Here is a 17890-nt window from a genome sequence, read left to right as displayed (position 1 = left end):
ACAAATCATGAACGGACACTATATGTTCGATATGTGTTCCGCAACCACTTAATTTCAGGTGAACGCATTGAGGCTGTCGCGATAAGCATCGCTCATGGCGTCATTCCGGCAAGCGGAGCAATTCGCAACGCAACCCTTTCGCGGCAGCCGGTGCGAATGGCGGACGTATCAGAAGTGCCCGTGCCGCAGCGAGATTCCCGAGCAGCGAGGAGTCCTGATGGTTGACCGGCACGGCGGTCAGCGTGCCGTCATCGCCCTCTTCGAGACGGGCGCGCAGATAATCCTCGCGCTGATCGTTGGCGGCGAGGTCGCGTCCCAGGACGGCGCTTTCCCTGACGTGATGGATGTGGTCGCGGCCCGATAGAGCGCGAATCAGGGGCACCAAAAACAGGAAGCCGCAGACATAGGAGGATACGGGATTGCCGGGCAGGCCGATCACCCGCATCGCGCCGAGCCTGCCGTGCATCATCGGCTTGCCCGGCCGCATCGCGATCCGCCAGAACGCCATGGTCGTCCCCTCGACCTCGAGCGATCGCTTGACGAGGTCATGGTCGCCAACGGAAGCGCCGCCCATGGTGATCAGGATGTCAGCGTTGGCCTCGCGGGCACGGCGGATGCCTTCCGTGGTGGCGGCAACCGTGTCGGCGGCGATGCCGAGATCGACGACCTCGGCGCCCTCGGCCCGCGCCAGCGCGCGCAGGCCATAGCCGTTGGAGTAGACGATCTGGCCGGGGCCGGGGATCGTGCCGGGCATCACCAGCTCGTCGCCTGTGCCGAGCACAGCCACTTTCGCACGGCGATGCACCGCGAGTTCCGGGTAGTTCATGCCGGCGGCAAGCGACAAATCGCGGTCGGAGAGGCGGCGCCCGCGGGTCAGCAGGACGTCGCCCTCGCGGAAGTCGACGCCGGCGGCGCGGATGTGCCGGCCCTGGACGGCGGCTTCCGTGATGGTGATGTGGTCGCCATCGACCGCGGTGTCTTCCTGGATGATGACGGCGTCGGCGCCGTCGGGGATCACGCCGCCGGTGAAGATGCGCACCGCCTCGCCCTGGCCGACCTTGCGTTCGAACGGGCGTCCGGCGGCGACCTCGCCGATCACCTTCAGCCGGGCCGACAGATCGGCAGCGTCAGCCGCGCGCACCGCATAGCCGTCCATCGCCGACATCGCCTGCGGCGGCTGCGTCCGCCGCGCCGCGACGTCACGCGCCAGTACGCGATGATGGGCGGTATCGAGCGCGATCATCTCTTCGGGCAGGGGATCGGCGTCACTCAGGATCGCGGACAACGCATCGTCAACCGGCATCAACGCCACGGGCAGACCTCCTCAAATTCCCAAGTGCTTAAATTCCAAGTGCGGTCAGTGCCCTTGCCACGTCATCCGTCGATGTCACGTGGATGGCAGAAAGGCCGCGCGCCCGCGCGCCTTCGATATTGGCGGCCGAATCGTCGAAGAACAGGATCCGCGGCGCCGGCACGCCGATCGCTCTTATCACGTGATCATAGGCCTCGGCGTCGGGTTTGCGCAAACCGATCGTCGAGGACAGGAATATCTCGCGGAAATGCCTCAGGACACCGGCGTAGGCCGCGGAGAAATGGGCCACATGCGCCGGGTTGGTATTGGAGAAGGCGTAGAGCGGCATGCGCCTGGCCGCCTCGGTCAGGAGCGGCGCGATGCCGGGCATTTCACCGGCGAAGATCGCGTTCCAGCCTTCGAGGAACTGGGCGTCGGTGATGCCGATGCCAAGCGACTGGCGCAGGTTTGCGAAGAACGCGGCATCGTCGATCCGGCCGATCTCGTGGTGCTTGAAACTGTCGTTGACGATAAAGCGCGCGGCGAGGTCCGCAGGGTTGCAGCCCGCATGGGCGGCCCAGCACGCCATCACCTGATCGAAATTGATGTCGAGTACGACGCGGCCGAGGTCGAACAGCAGGACGTCGGCGGAGTGGGGTGCTGGCGGCGAATTCATGGCTGTCGTTTACAAAACTGGTCGGTCATGGGCAACGGGCGGCGCGATTTTCCGCGCAATCCGCCATTTAAGCCGATGCGCGAGCTATGCTATGCGTTGGATCAAACAGGGAGTGACGGCATGAGAATCCTGGGCAGAATTTTGGGCGGTGCGGCTGTGGTTGGGTTGCTGGCCGGACCGGCGCAGGCCCAGAATGGCCCTGCCAGGTACGGCGAGGAGGACAAGGCCAAGACGCAGACGGAAATCACCGCCGAAAAGGACGCCGAGAGGGCCTACCGCAGATCGCTTGGCAACATTCCGGAACAGAAGAGCACGGATCCCTGGGGAACGATGCGCGGCGACAGCGCGGCGCCAAAAGCGGCGACGCCGGCCAAGCCGAAGGCCAAATCCGCCGAAGGCGTGGCGAGCAAGGCCAAGTAAAGCGAGGGTGGTACCGATGACGGAAGCGCTGCTGTTTTCTCCGATGACGATCCGAGGCGTCACGCTGAAGAACCGCATCGTGGTGCCGCCGATGCATCAATATTCGGCGGTGAAGGGCTTTCCGACCGATTGGCACCTGATGAACGCCGGCAAATTCGCCGCCGGCGGCGCCGGCCTTGTCGTGGTGGAATCGACCAAGGTCGAGCGGCGCGGCTGCGGCACGGTCGGCGATCTCGGCATCTGGGACGACAAGTTCATCGAGCCGCTCGGCCGCCTCGTCAAATTCATCAAGCAGCAGAACGCGGCCGTCGGCATTCAACTCGGCCATTCCGGCCGCAAGGCGCGCGCCAGCCGGCCCTGGGAAGGCGACCGGCCGCTGCAGCGGACGCCCGATATCGAGGACTGGGACGCCTGGCAGCCGGTGGCGCCGAGCGCGATTGCCCATAGCGAGAAATGGCCGGTGCCGCGTGCGCTGGAGACGCGGGAAGTGAAGGATCTGGTGCAGGTCTGGGGGCAGGCGGCGCGCCGCGCGGATGCGGCAGGGTTCGACGTGCTGGAACTGCACGGCGCCCACGGCTATCTCGTGCATGAGTTCCTGTCGGAGCGTTCCAACCAGCGCAGCGACGAATATGGCGGCTCGGAAGCGGGGCGCATGCGGTTTCTGATCGAGGTGACGGAGGCGGTGCGCGAGCATTGGCCCGAGCACAAGCCGCTGTTCGTCCGCCTCTCGGTCGAGGACAATGCCGGCTGGGGGCCGGAACAGAGCGCGCGGCTCGCCAGGATTCTCAAGTCCAGGGGCGTTGACGTCATCGACTGCTCCTCGGGCGGCATCACCGACGTGGCGCCGATCCTCGGCAAGGAAATCAAATACAGCTACCAGGTGCCGCTGTCGGAACATGTCCGGCGGCAGGCCGACATCATGACCATGGCGGTCGGCCTCATCATCCATGGCGACCAGGCCGAGCAGATCCTGCGCGACGGGCAGGCCGATCTGATCGCGGTGGGTCGGGAAATCCTCAACAATCCCAACTGGCCGATGGATGCGGCGCTGAAGCTCGGTGTGGACGGGCCATTTCGCAACGTTCCCCCGCAATTCGGCTACTGGCTGGGCACCCGCGCCAAGCGCGGCTTTGGAACCCGGCCCTCGACCTGGCAAAACGGGCTGCAGGAGGCCAATAAGGCCTCCTGACGGTCCTGGTCTTCTCGCGACAGACGCCAAGCGTTGCCGGGATATCACACGCTCAAGGCGACCGTAACGGTCCGGGCCGGCGGTGCCTTGATCCGACCAAAAAGCCATTGTGAGTTGGCGGTGCCGGGACAGGGGCGCCGATTCACCGCAAATCGCGGGCGTCCGTTAGGGAAAAGGGACGCCCCACATGCGCAGGAATTTTGCCTTTCTTCTCGGCACGGCGACGGGTGTGTGCCTGACCCTTCTCGTGGCGGGACCGCAGGGCGCCCATGTGGTGGCAGCGGCAAAGGCCGCGACCCGTTCCGACACCTACAACCAGCTCAATCTGTTCGGCAGCGTGTTCGAGCGGGTCAAATCCAGCTACGTCGAGAAGCCCGACGATTCCAAGCTGATGGAAGGCGCCATCAACGGCATGATCTCCGCGCTCGATCCTCATTCGCGCTACATGAATGAGAAGGGCTGGAGCGACATGCAGGAGACCACCCATGGCGAGTTCGGCGGGCTCGGCATCGAGGTCACGATGGAAGACGGCCTCGTCAAGGTGGTCACCCCGATCGACGATACGCCCGCAGCCAGGGCAGGCATGCTGTCGGGGGATGTCATCACCCAGATCGACGACGAGGCCATCCAGGGCCTGAGCCTCGAACAGGCGGTGAGCCGGATGAAGGGCCCCGCCAACAGCAAGATCCGTCTCAAGGTCATGCGCAAGGGCGCCGCCGCGCCGATCGATGTGGCGATCATGCGCGAGATCATCCGGGTGCGGCCGGTCCGCTACCGCACCGAAGGCGGCGATATCGGCTATATCAGGATCACCCGCTTCAACGAGCAGACCACCGACGGCCTGAAGAAGGCGCTCGCCAACATCGCCAGGGAGATCCCGGCCGACAAGCTCGCGGGCTATGTCGTCGATCTCCGCAACAATCCCGGCGGATTGCTCGACCAGGCGGTATCGGTATCGAGCAGCTTCATGAACCGGGGCGAGGTGGTCTCGACGCGGGGCCGCACCGCGGAGGAAACCCAGCGCTTCACCGCCCGTGGTGGTGATATCACCAGGGGCAAGCCGCTGGTCGTGCTGATCAACGGCGGCTCGGCTTCGGCATCCGAGATCGTGGCCGGTGCGCTGCGCGACCACAAGCGCGCGACGCTGATCGGCACGCGCACCTTCGGCAAGGGCTCGGTACAGACCATCATTCCGCTCGGCCAGGGCAATGGGGCGCTGGCGCTGACCACCGCGCGCTATTTCACGCCCTCGGGCCGCTCGATCCAGGCCCAGGGCATCGCGCCCGATGTCGAGGTGCTGCAGGACGTGCCGGATGAATTGAAGGGCCGCACCGACCTGAAGGGCGAGGCCTCGATGCGCGGCCATCTCGCCGCCGACGGTGCCGAGCAGGCCGGATCGCAGGCCTACGTCCCGCCGAACGAGAAGGACGACAAGGCGCTGATCGCAGCATACAATTTGCTGCGCGGCGTCACCGTGAACGCGAACGGCCCGACCGTGGCCAAGCGCGCGGTGCCGAATTAGGGGCAGCCCGACGCCAAAGAAGCAATCCGTCTCGCTCTCCATGCGCAGAAGCAATGAATTGCTTCGTCTCTTCTGCGCCTCGCCATGACGTGATGCCGATGCCCTTCGGCGGCGCCCCGCAAGGCTCGGACGCAAAATCTCGAAAACAACCCCATGCAAAGTAGAATGGGTGTCCTTTTTTGAAACTCCGTCTTCAGTCGGCCGTAGCTCGCGCGAGATATTCCACCGACCGGTTCCCGCTCGATTGCGTGCTCAAACGGAGTAGTCATGTCGAGAAATCAGACTTTGCTGACCCTGATCCTGTTGCTCGGTTCGGGTGGCGCGCTGCAGGCAGAACCGCTCGATTCACCCGGCGTCGTCTATATCGACGGTCAACCGTGCAACCGCGCGTGCCAGTCCTATATGGACTGGTCATACCGAGCGCAGTCCGCCCGGCGCCACGAGGAACGCGAGACCAGCTTCGCAGCGCCGGCCGGGGCGGAATTGGAGCGGATCGAACCCGTGGCCCGCCGGCGCGTGGCACGGCACAGCGCGCCGGCTTCCCGCGCCGCGCCGCACGCCGGCAAGCCGGCGTCGAACGGCAAGGCGGCCAGCACCAAGGCGTCGAACAGCAAAGAGGTCGCCACCCCCAGATCCGCCCCTGCAGCAACGGGCAAGGCCATTCCGCCGGCAACGCTTGATATCGCCGCACGGCCGGCGGCGCCCGCATCGGACACGGCATCCAGCAAGGCCAGCGAGATCGGAACGACCGCATCCGGTTCGCTCGATGATCAGGACAATCTGGTCGCTCTCGTGCTGGCGCGCCCCGAGATCAATTCATTGTCCGACCTGAACAACAAGAACATCGCGATCACGGAGAAGCAGTCTGCCTCGAGCGGACGCGTCAGCGCCGCGCTGATGGCGGCGGGAGCCGCCGAAGTCCAGTTCAGCGAAGCAAAAGCCAGTGCGGTCGAGCGGCTGGTCAGCGGGGAAGTCCCGGCCGCGGTCCTGCTCGCCTCGCGCGAAGTAGCCGATCTGTTTCCGGAGTTGGAGGGGTTTCGGACGTTTCGGGTGCCCCTGAAGTCGCGGCTCTAGTCGTCGCGCACAGCGACGCCTGGATGAGCGAAGCGATGGCAGGCGCCAGCGGCCCCGCGCATCGCTTCGCGCGCGATGGCAAAGATAGGGGGCGTTACCCGTTTGGGTATTGACGCGGACGAACCCGCTATAGATCGTTGACTGCCGTTTTGCATCGGCGGGCTCTCTGCCGACTTTAGCCATTTTGATCCAATCAATCGAGGGGCACATGATGATATTGCCGACACGACCGCAGGCCATCCTGGCCTCGCTGGCTACTGCCGCTTTCATATTCGCGACCGCGTTTGCGAGTGCTGCCCACGCGCAGGTCCAGGTCGCCGTCATCGGTGACAGCAATGTTTACGGCAAGGGCGTCTCACCTTCGGAGAATTATCCGAGCAAGCTGGAAGCGGCTCTCCGGGCGCGCGGGCTGGATGTTCGTGTCAGCAATGGCGGTATCAATGGCGATACAAGCGCCGGTCTCGCAGCGCGGCTGGACTCCGCGGTGCCGGCGGGTACGCGCGTCGCGGTTATCTGGGTCGGTATCAACGATGTGATCCGACACGGCAAGAGCCGCGCGGAAGTGCAGGCGAATGTAGCCGGCATTGTCAGTCGCCTTCGAGCCAGGGGGATCGAGAGCTATTTCATTCGCCCGCCGGTCTACAATGTCGAGGACCACAAGAATCCCGCACTCATCCTCTCCGGAGACAATCATTTCAACGGCGCGGGCTATAGCCGGATGGTGGCAAAGACGATCGGCCCGATACAGGCCCTGGTCGTCAAGGCGAGCAGGAAGGGCTCTTCTTAAGCCAACATGTTCGAGGGGTTTTGTAGCCCGGATGGCGCAGAGAGCGAAATCCGGGGAGGTCTCGATGCGTGAAGAATCCCGGATTGCGCTTCGCTCCGCCAGCGCTACGTGCCGATCGCGGCGGACAACCGGCTGCGCGGCGCCACCGGGAACGCTCGGAAGTTGCCGTTCCGGAACATTTAACTTTTGATTGCGATATTGGCGGAGGGACAGAGCCTCCAAGGGGTGGAGCGGAGCACTTGCGATGGTCGAAACTCGTATCGCGCCACGTGTCCGCGTCATGAAGCCCGCCAAGATCGAGTATGGCGGCGACAAATATCCGTGCACGGTTCGCGACATTTCGACCACGGGAGCGGCGCTGGATTTTGCCGACCGGATTCGCATCCCCGATGCCTTCACACTGGTCTTGCCCGAGGATCGATTGAAGCTGCCCTGCCACGTCGTCTGGCGCAAGGACTACAGGGTAGGCGTGGCGTTCGATTGACGCCGGTTGCGCGTCACTCTGGCCGGGGTCTCCAGGCCGGCAGTACCGCATGTCGCTTCGCTCGCAACGACGGTGCCAGCGCCGCAGAAGCTCTACGCTGAACGCGCCTCGCTCTTGAGCTTGCGCGAGTGATCCGGGGGCGCGGCGTCGGGGCGCGGCACGTACCGCGAAAGCATCGGCCTGATGTCCGCCGCCGGTTTCGGCGGGCTGAACAAATAGCCCTGCATCTCCGAGCAGCCGAGTTCGCGCAGCAGGTCGCGCTGCTCTGCGGTCTCGACGCCTTCGGCCGTCGTCGTCATGTGGCGATCGGCGGCGATCTTCACGACGGCCTGAACGATGGAGGACGAGCCTTCCGGCTCGGCGATGCCGGTAATGAAGCAGCGGTCGATCTTGATCTTGTCGAACGGGAAGCGCTGCAGGTAGCTCAGCGAGGAATAGCCAGTGCCGAAATCGTCGAGCGCGATACGCACGCCGATCCCGCGCAGGTCGTGCAGCACGGCAAGCGCCGTCTCGTCGTCTCGGATCAGCACCGCTTCGGTGATCTCGAGCTCGAGGCGGTCGGCGGCGAGGCCGGACTCGGCGAGCGCTGCCATAACCTTCAGCGCCAGCGTGCCGCTCCTGAACTGAACCGGCGAAACGTTGACCGCAAGCCTGACACCGCCGGGCCAGCTTGCCGCTTCCTTGCAGGCGGTATTCAGCACCCATTCGCCGAGCTGGTTGATCAACCCGGTATCCTCGGCGAGCGGCACGAACTCGGCGGGCGAGATCATGCCGCGCCGCGGATGGCGCCAGCGCACCAGCGCCTCGCAGCCGGTGATCGCGTTGGTCTGCAGGCTGAGGCAGGGCTGGTAGTAGACCTCGAAGCCGCCATCGACCAGCGCCTGACGCAGGTCGATCTCCAGGCTGCGGCGGGCGCGAACCTCGGCTTCCATGTCAGGCTCGAAGAAGCGATAGGTGCGGCGGCCGGCGGCCTTGGCGGCATACATCGCCAGATCCGCATTCTTCAGGATCTGGTCGATGTCGGAGCCGTCCTGCGGCGACAGCGCGATGCCGATGCTGGCGTCGGTGGTCACCTGGTGGCCGAGGCAATGGTAGGGCGAGCGGATCGCCTGGAAGATGCGGCTGACCAGCATCATCACGTCGTCGGTATCCTCGATGCCGGTCTGCACGATCGCGAACTCGTCGCCGCCGAGCCGGGCCACGAAATCGCTCTTGCGTGTGCAAGCCGCGAGGCTGGCCGCGACCGACTTCAACAGCTCGTCGCCAATCATGTGCCCGAGCGAATCGTTGACGCTCTTGAATTCGTCGATGTCGATATAGAGCACCGCGAGCTGCCGGTTCGGCGCGACATGGGCCAATTCGCGCTTGAGCCGCTCATGGAACAGCGTGCGGTTCGGCAGATCGGTCAGCGCGTCATAATGGGCGAGATGGGTGATGCGCTCCTCGGCGCGGCGGCGCTCGGTGATGTCTTCGTGGGTCGCGAGCCATCCGCCGTCCGGCACCGGCTCGTTGACGATCTGGATCGAGCGTCCGTCGGGCGTCGTGATCACCATGACGTTGCGTTGCGCGATGTCACGCAGCACCACGTCGACATAATGATCGACGTCGCCGACAAATGATCCGGTGTTCCTGCGATGGGCGATCACCTCGCGGAAGCTGCAGCCCGGCTTAACGATGTCGGCCGAAAGGCCGTACATTTCCAGATAGCGCTTGTTGCAGATGATCAGCCGCTGCTTCGAATCGAACAGCAGCAGGCCCTGGGTCATGTTGTTGACGGCGGTATCGAGGCGTTGCTTTTCCAGCGTCAGTTGTCGCTTCGATGCGCGGTGCTGCTGCGAAAGCTTGCGGACCACGAGAACCAGCAGGGCGGCGATCGCCAGCACGGAAAGCCCGGCGATGGCGATCAGCATTGCGATCTGCTCGCGCCAGTCGGCCAGCGCCGCCGCTGTCGTGCTCGTCGCCACGATCACCATCGGAAAATTGGTCAACCGCCGCGAGGCGATGATCCGGTCCTCGCCGTCGATCGGGCTGGTGAGGCGCGAGCTACTGCGGGGCAGCTCGAATACCTGCCGCTGCGTCGGCGGTCCGTCCTTGAAATTCCTGCCGATCAGTTCGGACACATGCGGATAGCGGGCCAGCAGCGTGCCGTCGCTGTGATGCATGGCGATGGAGGTGCCGGGCGCGAGGGCTATGGTGGCGAAGAATTTTTCGAAATTGGCAGGTTCGATGCCGCGTCCGATGACGCCGAGGAATTCGCCCCGGGGGCCGCTGACCTTGCGCGCGATCACCGTGGTCCAGGCGCCGGTGATGCGGCTGTAGACCGGATCGACCAGCATTTCCGGCGATTGCGGGCTGGACTTGAATATCTGGAAGTAGGAGCGATCCGCGGAGTTGACCACAGGCGCCGGCCAGGCTGCCGACGTGTTGATCAGGTTGCCGTCGGCGTCGAAGACGTTGATGCCGCCCACATAGGACTGCGCCTCCAGTTTGGATTTCAACATCAGATGGATGTCGCGGGTGGACATCCGGCGCTTGTAGTTCTCGGCCGTCGCGATCCCGCTGGACCGCATGAACCCGATCAGGTCCTTCTGGACGACCTCGAAATCCTCGAGTTGCTGATCGAAATGGCGGGCGAGCAGCAGCACGGTATTTTCCAGCTCACGCTCGCTGTTGCGCAGCGCGCGCTCGCGAAAATCGCCGGCCATGATGGTCGCGCCGATCGCGATGGCGGCAATCAGAAGCACGCCGCCCAGGATCAGCCAGCGGATCGGGCCGCCGCGAAAAGCGGAGGCGATACTGAATGAATGTGTGCCGGTCGAAGCCATGGGCGAGATCGTTGCCGGGAATTGAACTGCCGGTAGCGGCGCTCTCCCAACCCGGCCCACGACTTCGATATCGCGGCGATATGGAGTTGACGTTAGGAAGTCTGGTTAATGAAAGGTTAGTCGCGGTGGCGGCGGGGTCGGCCGGCAACCACAGGGGTCCGTCGCCTGACCATGGAACCGGGAGGCGCCCCGATTACCGCTTCGCGCGGTAATGCCCGGACTTGCCGCCGAGCTTCTCGACGAGGTGGATGCCCTCGATGCGAACGCCGCGCTCGACCGCCTTGATCATGTCGTAGATGGTCAGGCACGCGACCGAGGCCGCGGTCAGCGCTTCCATCTCGACGCCGGTCGGCCCGGTGACCTTGACGGTGGCGCGGACGATGCAGCCGGGAAGCTTCTTGTCGGGCGTGATGTCGACGCTCACCCTGGACAGCGCCAGCGGGTGGCACAGCGGGATCAAGTCCGAGGTGCGCTTGGCCGCCATGATGCCGGCGATGCGCGCCGTGCCGAGCACATCACCCTTCCTGGCGTTGCCGGAGACGATCAGGTCGAGCGTCGCCATGGTCATGACCACGCGGCCCTCGGCGACCGCGGTGCGCTCGGTTGCCGGCTTGTCCGAGACATCGACCATCCGTGCTTCGCCGGATGAGCCGATATGGGTGAGGGCGGCGCCGCCTTTGGAAGCCTTCTGCGCCATGTTCTAGCCGGTTCCGGTCGCACGCGGCGCGCTCGCGCGCGTCAGCAGCGTGCGCGTCGCCGCCGTCACATCGGCCTGCCGCATCAGGCTTTCGCCGACCAGGAAGGTCGACATGCCGACGCGTTCGAGGCGGGCGAGATCGTCAGGCGTGAAGATGCCGCTTTCGCCGACCATCAGGCGATCTCGGGGGATCAACGGCGCCAGCGCCTCGCTGGTCGCGAGCGTCGTCTCGAAGGTACGCAGGTTGCGGTTGTTGACGCCGATCATCGGCGAGCGAAGTCTCAGCGCACGGTCGAGTTCGGCGCGGTCATGGATCTCGATCAGCACGTCCATGCCGAGCGCAATTGTCGCGTCCTCGATATCCTCCGCGATGGCATCATCGAGCGCGGCCATGATGATCAGGATGCAGTCAGCGCCGTGGGCGCGGGCTTCCACCACCTGATAGGTGTCGAACATGAAATCCTTGCGCAGCACCGGCAGGCTGGTGGCCGCGCGCGCCGCCACCATGAAATCGAGATGGCCCTGGAACGAGGGCGCGTCCGTCAGCACCGACAGGCATGCCGCGCCGCCGGCTTCATAAGCCTTTGCCAGCGCCGGCGGGTCGAAATCGGCGCGGATCAGTCCCTTGGAGGGTGAGGCCTTCTTCACTTCGGCGATCAGCGCATAATCGCCGCGCGCGAGCTTTTCCCGGATAGCGGACACGAAGCCGCGCGGCGGCGATGCCGCCCTGGCGCGTGCTTCGACTTCGGAGAGCGGATGCGCCTTCTTCGCGGCTGCGATTTCCTCGCGCTTGTAGGCCTCGATCTTCTTCAGGATATCGGACATCTCTCAAGGCCTCCTGTCAGCCGCGCGAGACCGCGATCAGGTGCTTCAACCGTTCGGCTGCCGCGCCGCTATCGAGCGATTTCGCGCCGATCGCGACACCCTCCTTGAGATCCCTGGCGCGGCCGGCGACGATCAACGCCGCCGCGGCGTTGAGCAGCGCGACGTCGCGATAGGCGCCGGGCTTGCCGTTCAGCACGCCTTGCAGCGCCACAGCGTTGGCTTCGGCGTCGCCGCCCTTGAGGGCATCGACATTGCAGCAGGCAAGGCCGGCGTCCTCCGGCTTCACCTCGAAGGTGGTGATCTTGCCGTTGTCGAGGCTCGCCACGAAGCTCGGGCCGGTCAGGGTGATTTCATCGAGCCCGTCGGAGCCGTGCACCACCCAGACGGATTCGGAGCCGAGATTTTTCAGAACCTGCGCCAGCGGCTGCACCCATTGCCTGGAGAACACGCCGACCATCTGCCGCTTGACGCCGGCAGGGTTGGAGAGCGGACCGAGCAGGTTGAAGATGGTGCGGGTAGCGAGTTCGACCCGGGTCGGGCCGACATTCTTCATCGCCGGATGGTGCGCGGGCGCGAACATGAAGCCGATGCCGGCTTCCCGGACGCAGCGGCCGACCTGATCCGGCGTCAGGTCGATCTTGACGCCGAGCGAGGCCAGCACGTCGGCCGCGCCGGAGCGCGAGGACAGCGCGCGGTTGCCGTGCTTGGCGACGGGAACGCCGGCGCCTGCAACGATGAAGGCCGCGCAGGTCGAGACGTTGACCGAGCCGGAGCCGTCGCCGCCGGTGCCGACCACGTCCACGGCTTCCGCTGGCGCGTTGACGCGCAGCATCTTGCCGCGCATGGCCGACACCGCGCCGGTGATTTCGTCGACGGTTTCGCCGCGCACCCGGAGCGCCATCAACAGCCCGCCCATCTGCGAAGGGGTGGCCTCGCCGGACATCATGGCGTCGAAGGCGGAGGCCGCTTCCTCGCGCGACAGCGTCGCGCCGGTGGCGACTTTTCCGATGATTGATTTGAGATCGTCCATCGCTTGGCTTTCAAAATCGCGGCCTCACCGCGGGGAAGAACGATGAGGCCCCGGCGTTCATCCCTCGAGGCGCGGCCCGCTGGCCGCGCCTCGGGATGGAGGTGTCATTATGCTCAATTGTTGGCGCCCGTCACCTGCGCGAAGGCGGCCTGGTTGATGGAGGTGCCGATCACGGACTCGATCTTCGCCACATATTGCGCGAGCTGTTCGTCGCTCAGTCCACGCAGCAGCGTCTCCTTCAGCTTCTTCATCTCCTCGGAGTTGGCGTCGACCTGGGGCACGGTCACGTCGGTGACGCGGAAGACGATCCACTCGCTGTTGCCGGCGCCCGGTGTCTGGCCGACGCCATCCTTCGGCGTGCGGAACGCCGCGCTGATGGCATTGGACGGCACGCCCGTGAGCGAGGCGTCGCGGCGGAAGCCCGTCGCGGTCTCGACCTTGGCGCCGACCGCGGCGGCTTCGGTGGCGAGGCTGCTGCCCTGCTCGATCTTCTGCACCATCTCGGTGGCCTTGGTGCGCAACCGGTTCGAAATCTGGTCTTCGCGCCATTTCGCCTCGACCTGGGCGCGGACCTCGTCGAGCGGCCGCTCGCGCGAGGGCGTGATGCCGAGCACGTCGTACCAGACATGGCCGCCGGCAAACTGGATCGGCTCGTTGTCGACGCCGACGTCGCTGTTGAAGGCCTGCGACACCACGTCGAGGCCGCGCGGAATATTGGCGACGGGCTGGCCGTCGGGCGCGCGGCCGGAACGGTCGACGGCTTCGATCGTGACCGGGGTCAGGCCAAGCTTTGCCGAAGCCTCCACCACATTGGCGCCGCCGCTGCGCTCGTCTTCCATCTTGTTCTGGATTTCGTTGACCTTGACGCGGGCGCGCTCGGTCGAGATCTCCTTCTTGATCTGGGCGGCGAGGCTTTCAAAGGTCGGTGTCACGCCCGGCTCGATCTTGCCGACCTTGACCAGCGCCACGCCGAAGCGGCCCTGCACCGGCTGGCTGACTTCGCCCGAGGGCAGCGAGAACGCCGCGTCCGCAATCGCGGGATCGATGATTGCGGTCTTTGCGATGGTGCCAAGTTCGACGTCGGAAGGATTGAGGTTGCGTTCCTTGGCGATGTCGTCGAACGACGCTCCGGAGGTGATGCGGCCGCGCGCGGCCTGCGCTTCGCTCTCGTTCGGGAAGAACATCTGCGAGACTTCGCGCTTCTCGGGCGTGCCGAAGCGGTCGCGGCGCTGCTCGAAAAGTTTTTTGGCGTCGTCGTCGGAGACCTCGATCGATTTGCCGAGCTCTTCGGGGCTGATCACGACGAAGGAAAGCTTGCGAAATTCGGGCGCGCGGAACTGGGTCTTGCGATCCTCGAAATAGGCGGCAAGCGCCTCGGGCGAGGGCGGATCGATGGTGCCGGCCTGTGCGGCGTCGAGCTTGACGAACTCCATCGAGCGCTGCTCGTTCTGGAATCGCGTCAGGGCATCGACCATGGTCTTCGGCGGCTCGAGCCCGGCGGAGACGGTGCCGGCGATCTGGCGGCGCAGGCCAACGCGCCGCTGCTCGTTGAGATAGCGCTGCTCGGTGTAGCCGAACTGGCGGATCGTCGCCTGGAAGCGGGCGGGATCGAACTTGCCGCCCAGTCCCTGGAAATTCGGATCGTTGTAGATCAGCCGCATGGTCTCTTCCGGCGACTGGGCGAGTCCCATCCGTCGCGCTTCCTCGTCCAGCGCGGCCTCGGCAATCGTCTGCCGCAGCACCTGCCGGTCGAGCCCGAAGGCCCGGGCCTGTTCAGAGGTCAACGGACGGCCGAACGAGCGGCCGAGCTGCTGCAGCCTTTCGGTATAGATCTGGCGGAATTGATCGGTCGAAATCTCGATCTTGCCGACCTTGGCGAGCGACGACTGGCCGAACCCCTTGAAGATGTCGGCAATGCCCCACACTGCGAAACTGACAATCAAGACGCCCATCACCGTGGCCATGACTATCTTGCCGAGCCAGTTTGATGAGGCTTTCCGCATTCCTCGAAGCATGGATCCAACTTGTTTTTTAAGGAGAGGGGAACCGGGTCGTGCCCGAAGGGAATTCGGTTCAGGACCGAATCCACAACAGGGCGTCACCGAGTTGAAAACGCATCATAAAGTGGCAAAAGCCCCCCCGCAACCTCGAGCCGGCGGGCTAATTGAAGCGGTTAATGGCACAGCTATCGGCGCTTCGGTATCTGGAACTGGCCGCCCACCTCTGATAGCGCATCTGCAACGCTGATTTTTGCGGGATAATCGACATGACCGATGCCATCCGGCCGCTGATCGCCGGGAACTGGAAAATGAACGGCCTGAAATCCTCGCTGGCCGAGTTCGGGGCGATGATCGCCGGCGCCGGTGCGCTGGCCGGCAAGGCCGACCTGCTGGTCTGTCCGCCGGCCACCTTGATCGCCGCGTTCGCCGACAAGGCGCTCGGCTCGAAGCTCGCCGTCGGCGCCCAGGATTGCCACGCCAAGGCCTCGGGCGCCCATACCGGCGATCTCTCGGCGGAAATGCTCGCCGATGCCGGTGCCAGCGCCGTCATCGTCGGGCATTCGGAGCGCCGCGCCGACCATGGCGAGACCGATGCTGATATCAGGCAGAAGGCGGAAGCGGTGTGGCGGGCGGGGCTCGTCGCGGTCGTCTGCATCGGCGAGACCCAAAAGCAGCGCGACGCCGGCCAGACGCTGGACGTCTGCGGCACCCAGCTCGCCGGTTCCTTGCCCGACGGCGCGACGGCAGCCAATCTGGTGGTCGCGTACGAGCCGGTCTGGGCGATCGGCACCGGGCTCACCCCGACTACGGCCGATGTCGAGCAGGTTCATCGGTTTATCCGGGAAAAGCTCAGCGCACGCTTCAAGGCGGAAGGCGGCAGGATGCGGATCCTCTATGGCGGCTCCGTAAAACCATCAAACGCGAGGGAGCTGATGGCGGTCGCCAACGTCAACGGTGCGCTGGTCGGCGGCGCCAGCCTGAAGGCCTCGGATTTTCTGGCGATTGCGGCGGCGTGCTAATTCAAGCGGGCACGCCTTCCTGCAGTCGCTTCCAGTAGATCAGCGTGCCCGTCAGCCCGCCATGGGGTTTGAGGGCGTAATCTGGGATTAATCCGGTCAGCTTGAAGCCGACGCGCTCATAGAGACCCGCGGCGCCTTCTTCCTCCGCGGTATCAAGCACCAATAGCCAGCGCTGATGCGCCACCGCCAGCCGCTCGGCCTCGCGCAACAGCGCGGTGGCAATGCCGCGCCCGCGATGACTGACGCGCGTCATCATTTTCGCGATCTCGGCGCGGTGCGGCTGGTTCGCCGGCAGATCGAGCAGCAGCGTCACGGTCCCGATCAGTTTATCTCCGTCAAACGCGCCGAGGACGATCCGCTCGCCGCGCTCTGCCGCATCAAGCGACTTCGACCAGAACGTCTCGGCCGCTTCCCGTGACAGCGGATGCATGAAGCTGACCGAGCCGCCATTCGCTACCGTCTCGATCAGTATTTCGCCAAGCACGGCGCAGACTTCCGGCGAAGGCTTCAGGGCTTTGATCTCCAGCATCGGCGTCAGCTCCGCACCAGCGCCACGACATAGGTGCAGGGCGCATTGCCTTCGTTGGCGAAGGTGACCTCCGCTGGTGGACCGAAGCCGAGGCAGTCGCCGGCGCGCAGCTCATGCCGTTCGCCGCCATCGGTCAGCACCAGCGCGCCCGACAGCACCCAGAGCACCTGGCGGATATGGAGATAGGATGCGGCGGGCAGAGTCACGCGCTGCCTGGCCGGCATCTCGACCTTGATGATCTCGATCGGATGATCGGGCCGGCTGAAAACCTGCCGGCGCAAATAGCCGGTCTCGGGATCGCGCCACACCGCCTGGTCGGCCGCGCGCGACAGCCGTCCGCCATGGCCTTCGGCGCGCAGCATCAGGCCCGCGAGGGTGAGGTCGAAGGCGCTGGCGAGGCGGACCAGCACCACCGCGGTCGGCGAGACCTCGGCGCGCTCGATCTTGCTGATGGTCGCCCTGGAGACCCCGGAGCGTTCGGCCAGATCGGCCAGCGACCAGCCGCGGCTGTCGCGCTCCAGCCGCAGGCGGTGGGCGAGGCGGCTGCTCAGATCGTCTATTAAAGTATCCATTCTTCCATTATATGAGAAATTGCGACGGACGCAAGACCCTCAGGCCAAGGGTGTGCACAGCCTTGCCGTCGCGCCTGCGGCAATTATCTCCTCAGCGGCTGACGGGGGTGACAATGCCCCGTCAGATCGTGTAACACCGCGCAACTTCACGAAAACCCGCAAGCGCTTGCTGCAGCCGAAGCCCGGCGCACTCGGCTTGTGACGGAAGGTTTTGAGATGCAGACCGTCATCATCGTCGTTCACCTCATGATCGTTACCGTGCTGATCGGCACCGTGCTGCTGCAGAAATCCGAAGGCGGTGGCCTCGGCATGGGCGGCGGCGCCGGCTTCATGTCGAGCCGCGGCACCGCCAACCTGCTGACGCGCACGACGGCGATCCTGGCGGGGCTTTTCTTCCTGACCAGCATGGCGCTGGCATGGATGGCGGGCATCGACCGCAAGCCGGCTTCGATCATCGGCGCGCCGGCGACGCAATCGCAGCCGGGCGGCGCGACGCCGGTCGCCCCGCCGACCTCGGGCGGCGTGCTCGATACGCTCAAGAAGGTGGACGAACAGCAGGCCCCGTCGGGTCCGCAGGCGCCGCGTTCGCAATAAAGCAGGGTGGCCATGCGGGACGGCCTCTACCGTCCTGCATCAGAACTTCCCATCAATGCTCTGAATTCGTTTCATTTTTAACGTCACCCACAGCCCGGCGAAATGTTCGCCCGCGCACGCGATTCGTTTTGGAGAATCGGGGCAGTGGCCTTAAAGGTAGAATCCCATGGCGCGGTACATATTCATCACCGGCGGCGTGGTTTCCTCGCTCGGAAAGGGTCTGGCTTCGGCGGCACTCGGTGCCCTGCTGCAGGCTCGCGGGTACAAGGTCCGCCTCCGCAAGCTCGACCCCTATCTCAATCTCGATCCCGGAACGATGTCGCCGTATCAGCACGGCGAAGTGTTCGTGACCGATG

The 17890-nt window shown here is 65.1% G+C and carries 17 protein-coding genes and 1 pseudogene; 9 read left to right on the top strand and 9 right to left on the bottom strand.

Features of this window, described 5'->3' with window-relative positions:
* Positions 1-100: 100 nt before the first annotated feature.
* Positions 101-1312, bottom strand: a complete 1212-nt coding sequence (locus V7E26_RS23165; protein WP_324420624.1) for a molybdopterin molybdotransferase MoeA — start codon at positions 1310-1312, stop codon at positions 101-103.
* A gap of 28 nt (positions 1313-1340) precedes the next feature.
* The gene (locus V7E26_RS23160; protein ID WP_324420622.1) at positions 1341-1967 is read right to left on the bottom strand and encodes an HAD family hydrolase; all 627 of its coding nucleotides are present in this window, start codon (positions 1965-1967) and stop codon (positions 1341-1343) included.
* A 120-nt stretch (positions 1968-2087) separates the two neighbouring features.
* On the opposite strand from V7E26_RS23160, the gene V7E26_RS23155 reads away from it, so the two are divergent.
* The 6 genes from V7E26_RS23155 (at position 2088) to V7E26_RS23130 (ending at position 7443) form a co-directional block, all read left to right on the top strand.
* Entirely contained in the window at positions 2088-2387 is a 300-nt protein-coding gene (locus V7E26_RS23155; protein WP_324420620.1) for a hypothetical protein, read from the top strand.
* Between the two features lie 16 nt (positions 2388-2403).
* The gene (locus V7E26_RS23150) at positions 2404-3576 is read left to right on the top strand and encodes an NADH:flavin oxidoreductase/NADH oxidase (RefSeq protein ID WP_324420618.1); all 1173 of its coding nucleotides are present in this window, start codon (positions 2404-2406) and stop codon (positions 3574-3576) included.
* A gap of 187 nt (positions 3577-3763) precedes the next feature.
* A complete protein-coding gene (locus V7E26_RS23145; RefSeq protein WP_324420616.1) occupies positions 3764-5098 on the top strand; it encodes a S41 family peptidase in 1335 nt (444 codons plus the stop codon).
* Between the two features lie 285 nt (positions 5099-5383).
* Positions 5384-6172 (top strand): hypothetical protein, encoded by a 789-nt coding sequence (locus V7E26_RS23140; protein ID WP_324420614.1) that lies wholly within the window; start codon positions 5384-5386, stop codon positions 6170-6172.
* A 211-nt stretch (positions 6173-6383) separates the two neighbouring features.
* Entirely contained in the window at positions 6384-6959 is a 576-nt protein-coding gene (locus V7E26_RS23135; protein WP_324420612.1) for a GDSL-type esterase/lipase family protein, read from the top strand.
* Between the two features lie 244 nt (positions 6960-7203).
* Positions 7204-7443: a PilZ domain-containing protein gene (locus V7E26_RS23130; protein ID WP_324420610.1), complete on the top strand. Its 240-nt coding sequence runs from the start codon at positions 7204-7206 to the stop codon at positions 7441-7443.
* Between the two features lie 92 nt (positions 7444-7535).
* Here the strand turns inward: V7E26_RS23130 and V7E26_RS23125 are convergent, their stop codons facing one another.
* From V7E26_RS23125 to V7E26_RS23105, 5 genes are all read right to left on the bottom strand, one after another.
* Positions 7536-10268, bottom strand: a complete 2733-nt coding sequence (locus tag V7E26_RS23125; RefSeq protein ID WP_324420607.1) for a bifunctional diguanylate cyclase/phosphodiesterase — start codon at positions 10266-10268, stop codon at positions 7536-7538.
* A 193-nt stretch (positions 10269-10461) separates the two neighbouring features.
* Positions 10462-10965, bottom strand: a complete 504-nt coding sequence (gene moaC / locus V7E26_RS23120; RefSeq protein WP_324420605.1) for a cyclic pyranopterin monophosphate synthase MoaC — start codon at positions 10963-10965, stop codon at positions 10462-10464.
* A 3-nt stretch (positions 10966-10968) separates the two neighbouring features.
* Positions 10969-11790 (bottom strand): indole-3-glycerol phosphate synthase TrpC, encoded by an 822-nt coding sequence (gene trpC / locus V7E26_RS23115; protein WP_324420603.1) that lies wholly within the window; start codon positions 11788-11790, stop codon positions 10969-10971.
* Between the two features lie 16 nt (positions 11791-11806).
* Positions 11807-12820 carry an anthranilate phosphoribosyltransferase gene (gene trpD, locus V7E26_RS23110; RefSeq protein ID WP_324420601.1) on the bottom strand — a complete coding sequence of 338 codons (1014 nt, stop codon included), beginning with the start codon at positions 12818-12820 and terminating at the stop codon, positions 11807-11809.
* 113 nt (positions 12821-12933) lie between these two features.
* On the bottom strand, positions 12934-14835 hold the full coding sequence (locus V7E26_RS23105; RefSeq protein ID WP_324420599.1) for a peptidylprolyl isomerase: 1902 nt from the start codon (positions 14833-14835) through the stop codon (positions 12934-12936).
* A 251-nt stretch (positions 14836-15086) separates the two neighbouring features.
* On the opposite strand from V7E26_RS23105, the gene tpiA reads away from it, so the two are divergent.
* Complete coding sequence (tpiA, locus tag V7E26_RS23100) at positions 15087-15839, top strand: triose-phosphate isomerase (RefSeq protein WP_324420597.1); 753 nt, start codon at positions 15087-15089, stop codon at positions 15837-15839.
* A 1-nt stretch (position 15840) separates the two neighbouring features.
* Here the strand turns inward: tpiA and V7E26_RS23095 are convergent, their stop codons facing one another.
* Both V7E26_RS23095 and V7E26_RS23090 read right to left on the bottom strand, forming a co-directional pair.
* On the bottom strand, positions 15841-16368 hold the full coding sequence (locus tag V7E26_RS23095) for a GNAT family N-acetyltransferase (RefSeq protein WP_324420595.1): 528 nt from the start codon (positions 16366-16368) through the stop codon (positions 15841-15843).
* A 5-nt stretch (positions 16369-16373) separates the two neighbouring features.
* On the bottom strand, positions 16374-16940 hold the full coding sequence (locus tag V7E26_RS23090; RefSeq protein WP_324420593.1) for a helix-turn-helix domain-containing protein: 567 nt from the start codon (positions 16938-16940) through the stop codon (positions 16374-16376).
* Positions 16941-17156: 216 nt separating this feature from the next.
* Here V7E26_RS23090 and secG point away from each other — a divergent pair, with 216 nt between their 5' ends.
* Both secG and V7E26_RS23080 read left to right on the top strand, forming a co-directional pair.
* Positions 17157-17534, top strand: coding sequence for a preprotein translocase subunit SecG (secG, locus tag V7E26_RS23085; RefSeq protein WP_324420591.1), 378 nt, complete (start codon positions 17157-17159; stop codon positions 17532-17534).
* 166 nt (positions 17535-17700) lie between these two features.
* Positions 17701-17890: pseudogene (locus V7E26_RS23080) on the top strand (CTP synthase); the annotation flags it as partial.

Origin of the sequence: Bradyrhizobium sp., from assembly GCF_036735945.1 — a bacterium.
Taxonomy (GTDB): Bacteria; Pseudomonadota; Alphaproteobacteria; order Rhizobiales; family Xanthobacteraceae; genus Bradyrhizobium.
The sequence above is the reverse complement of the archived record's forward strand: the minus strand, read 5'-3'. Positions and strand labels throughout refer to the sequence as shown.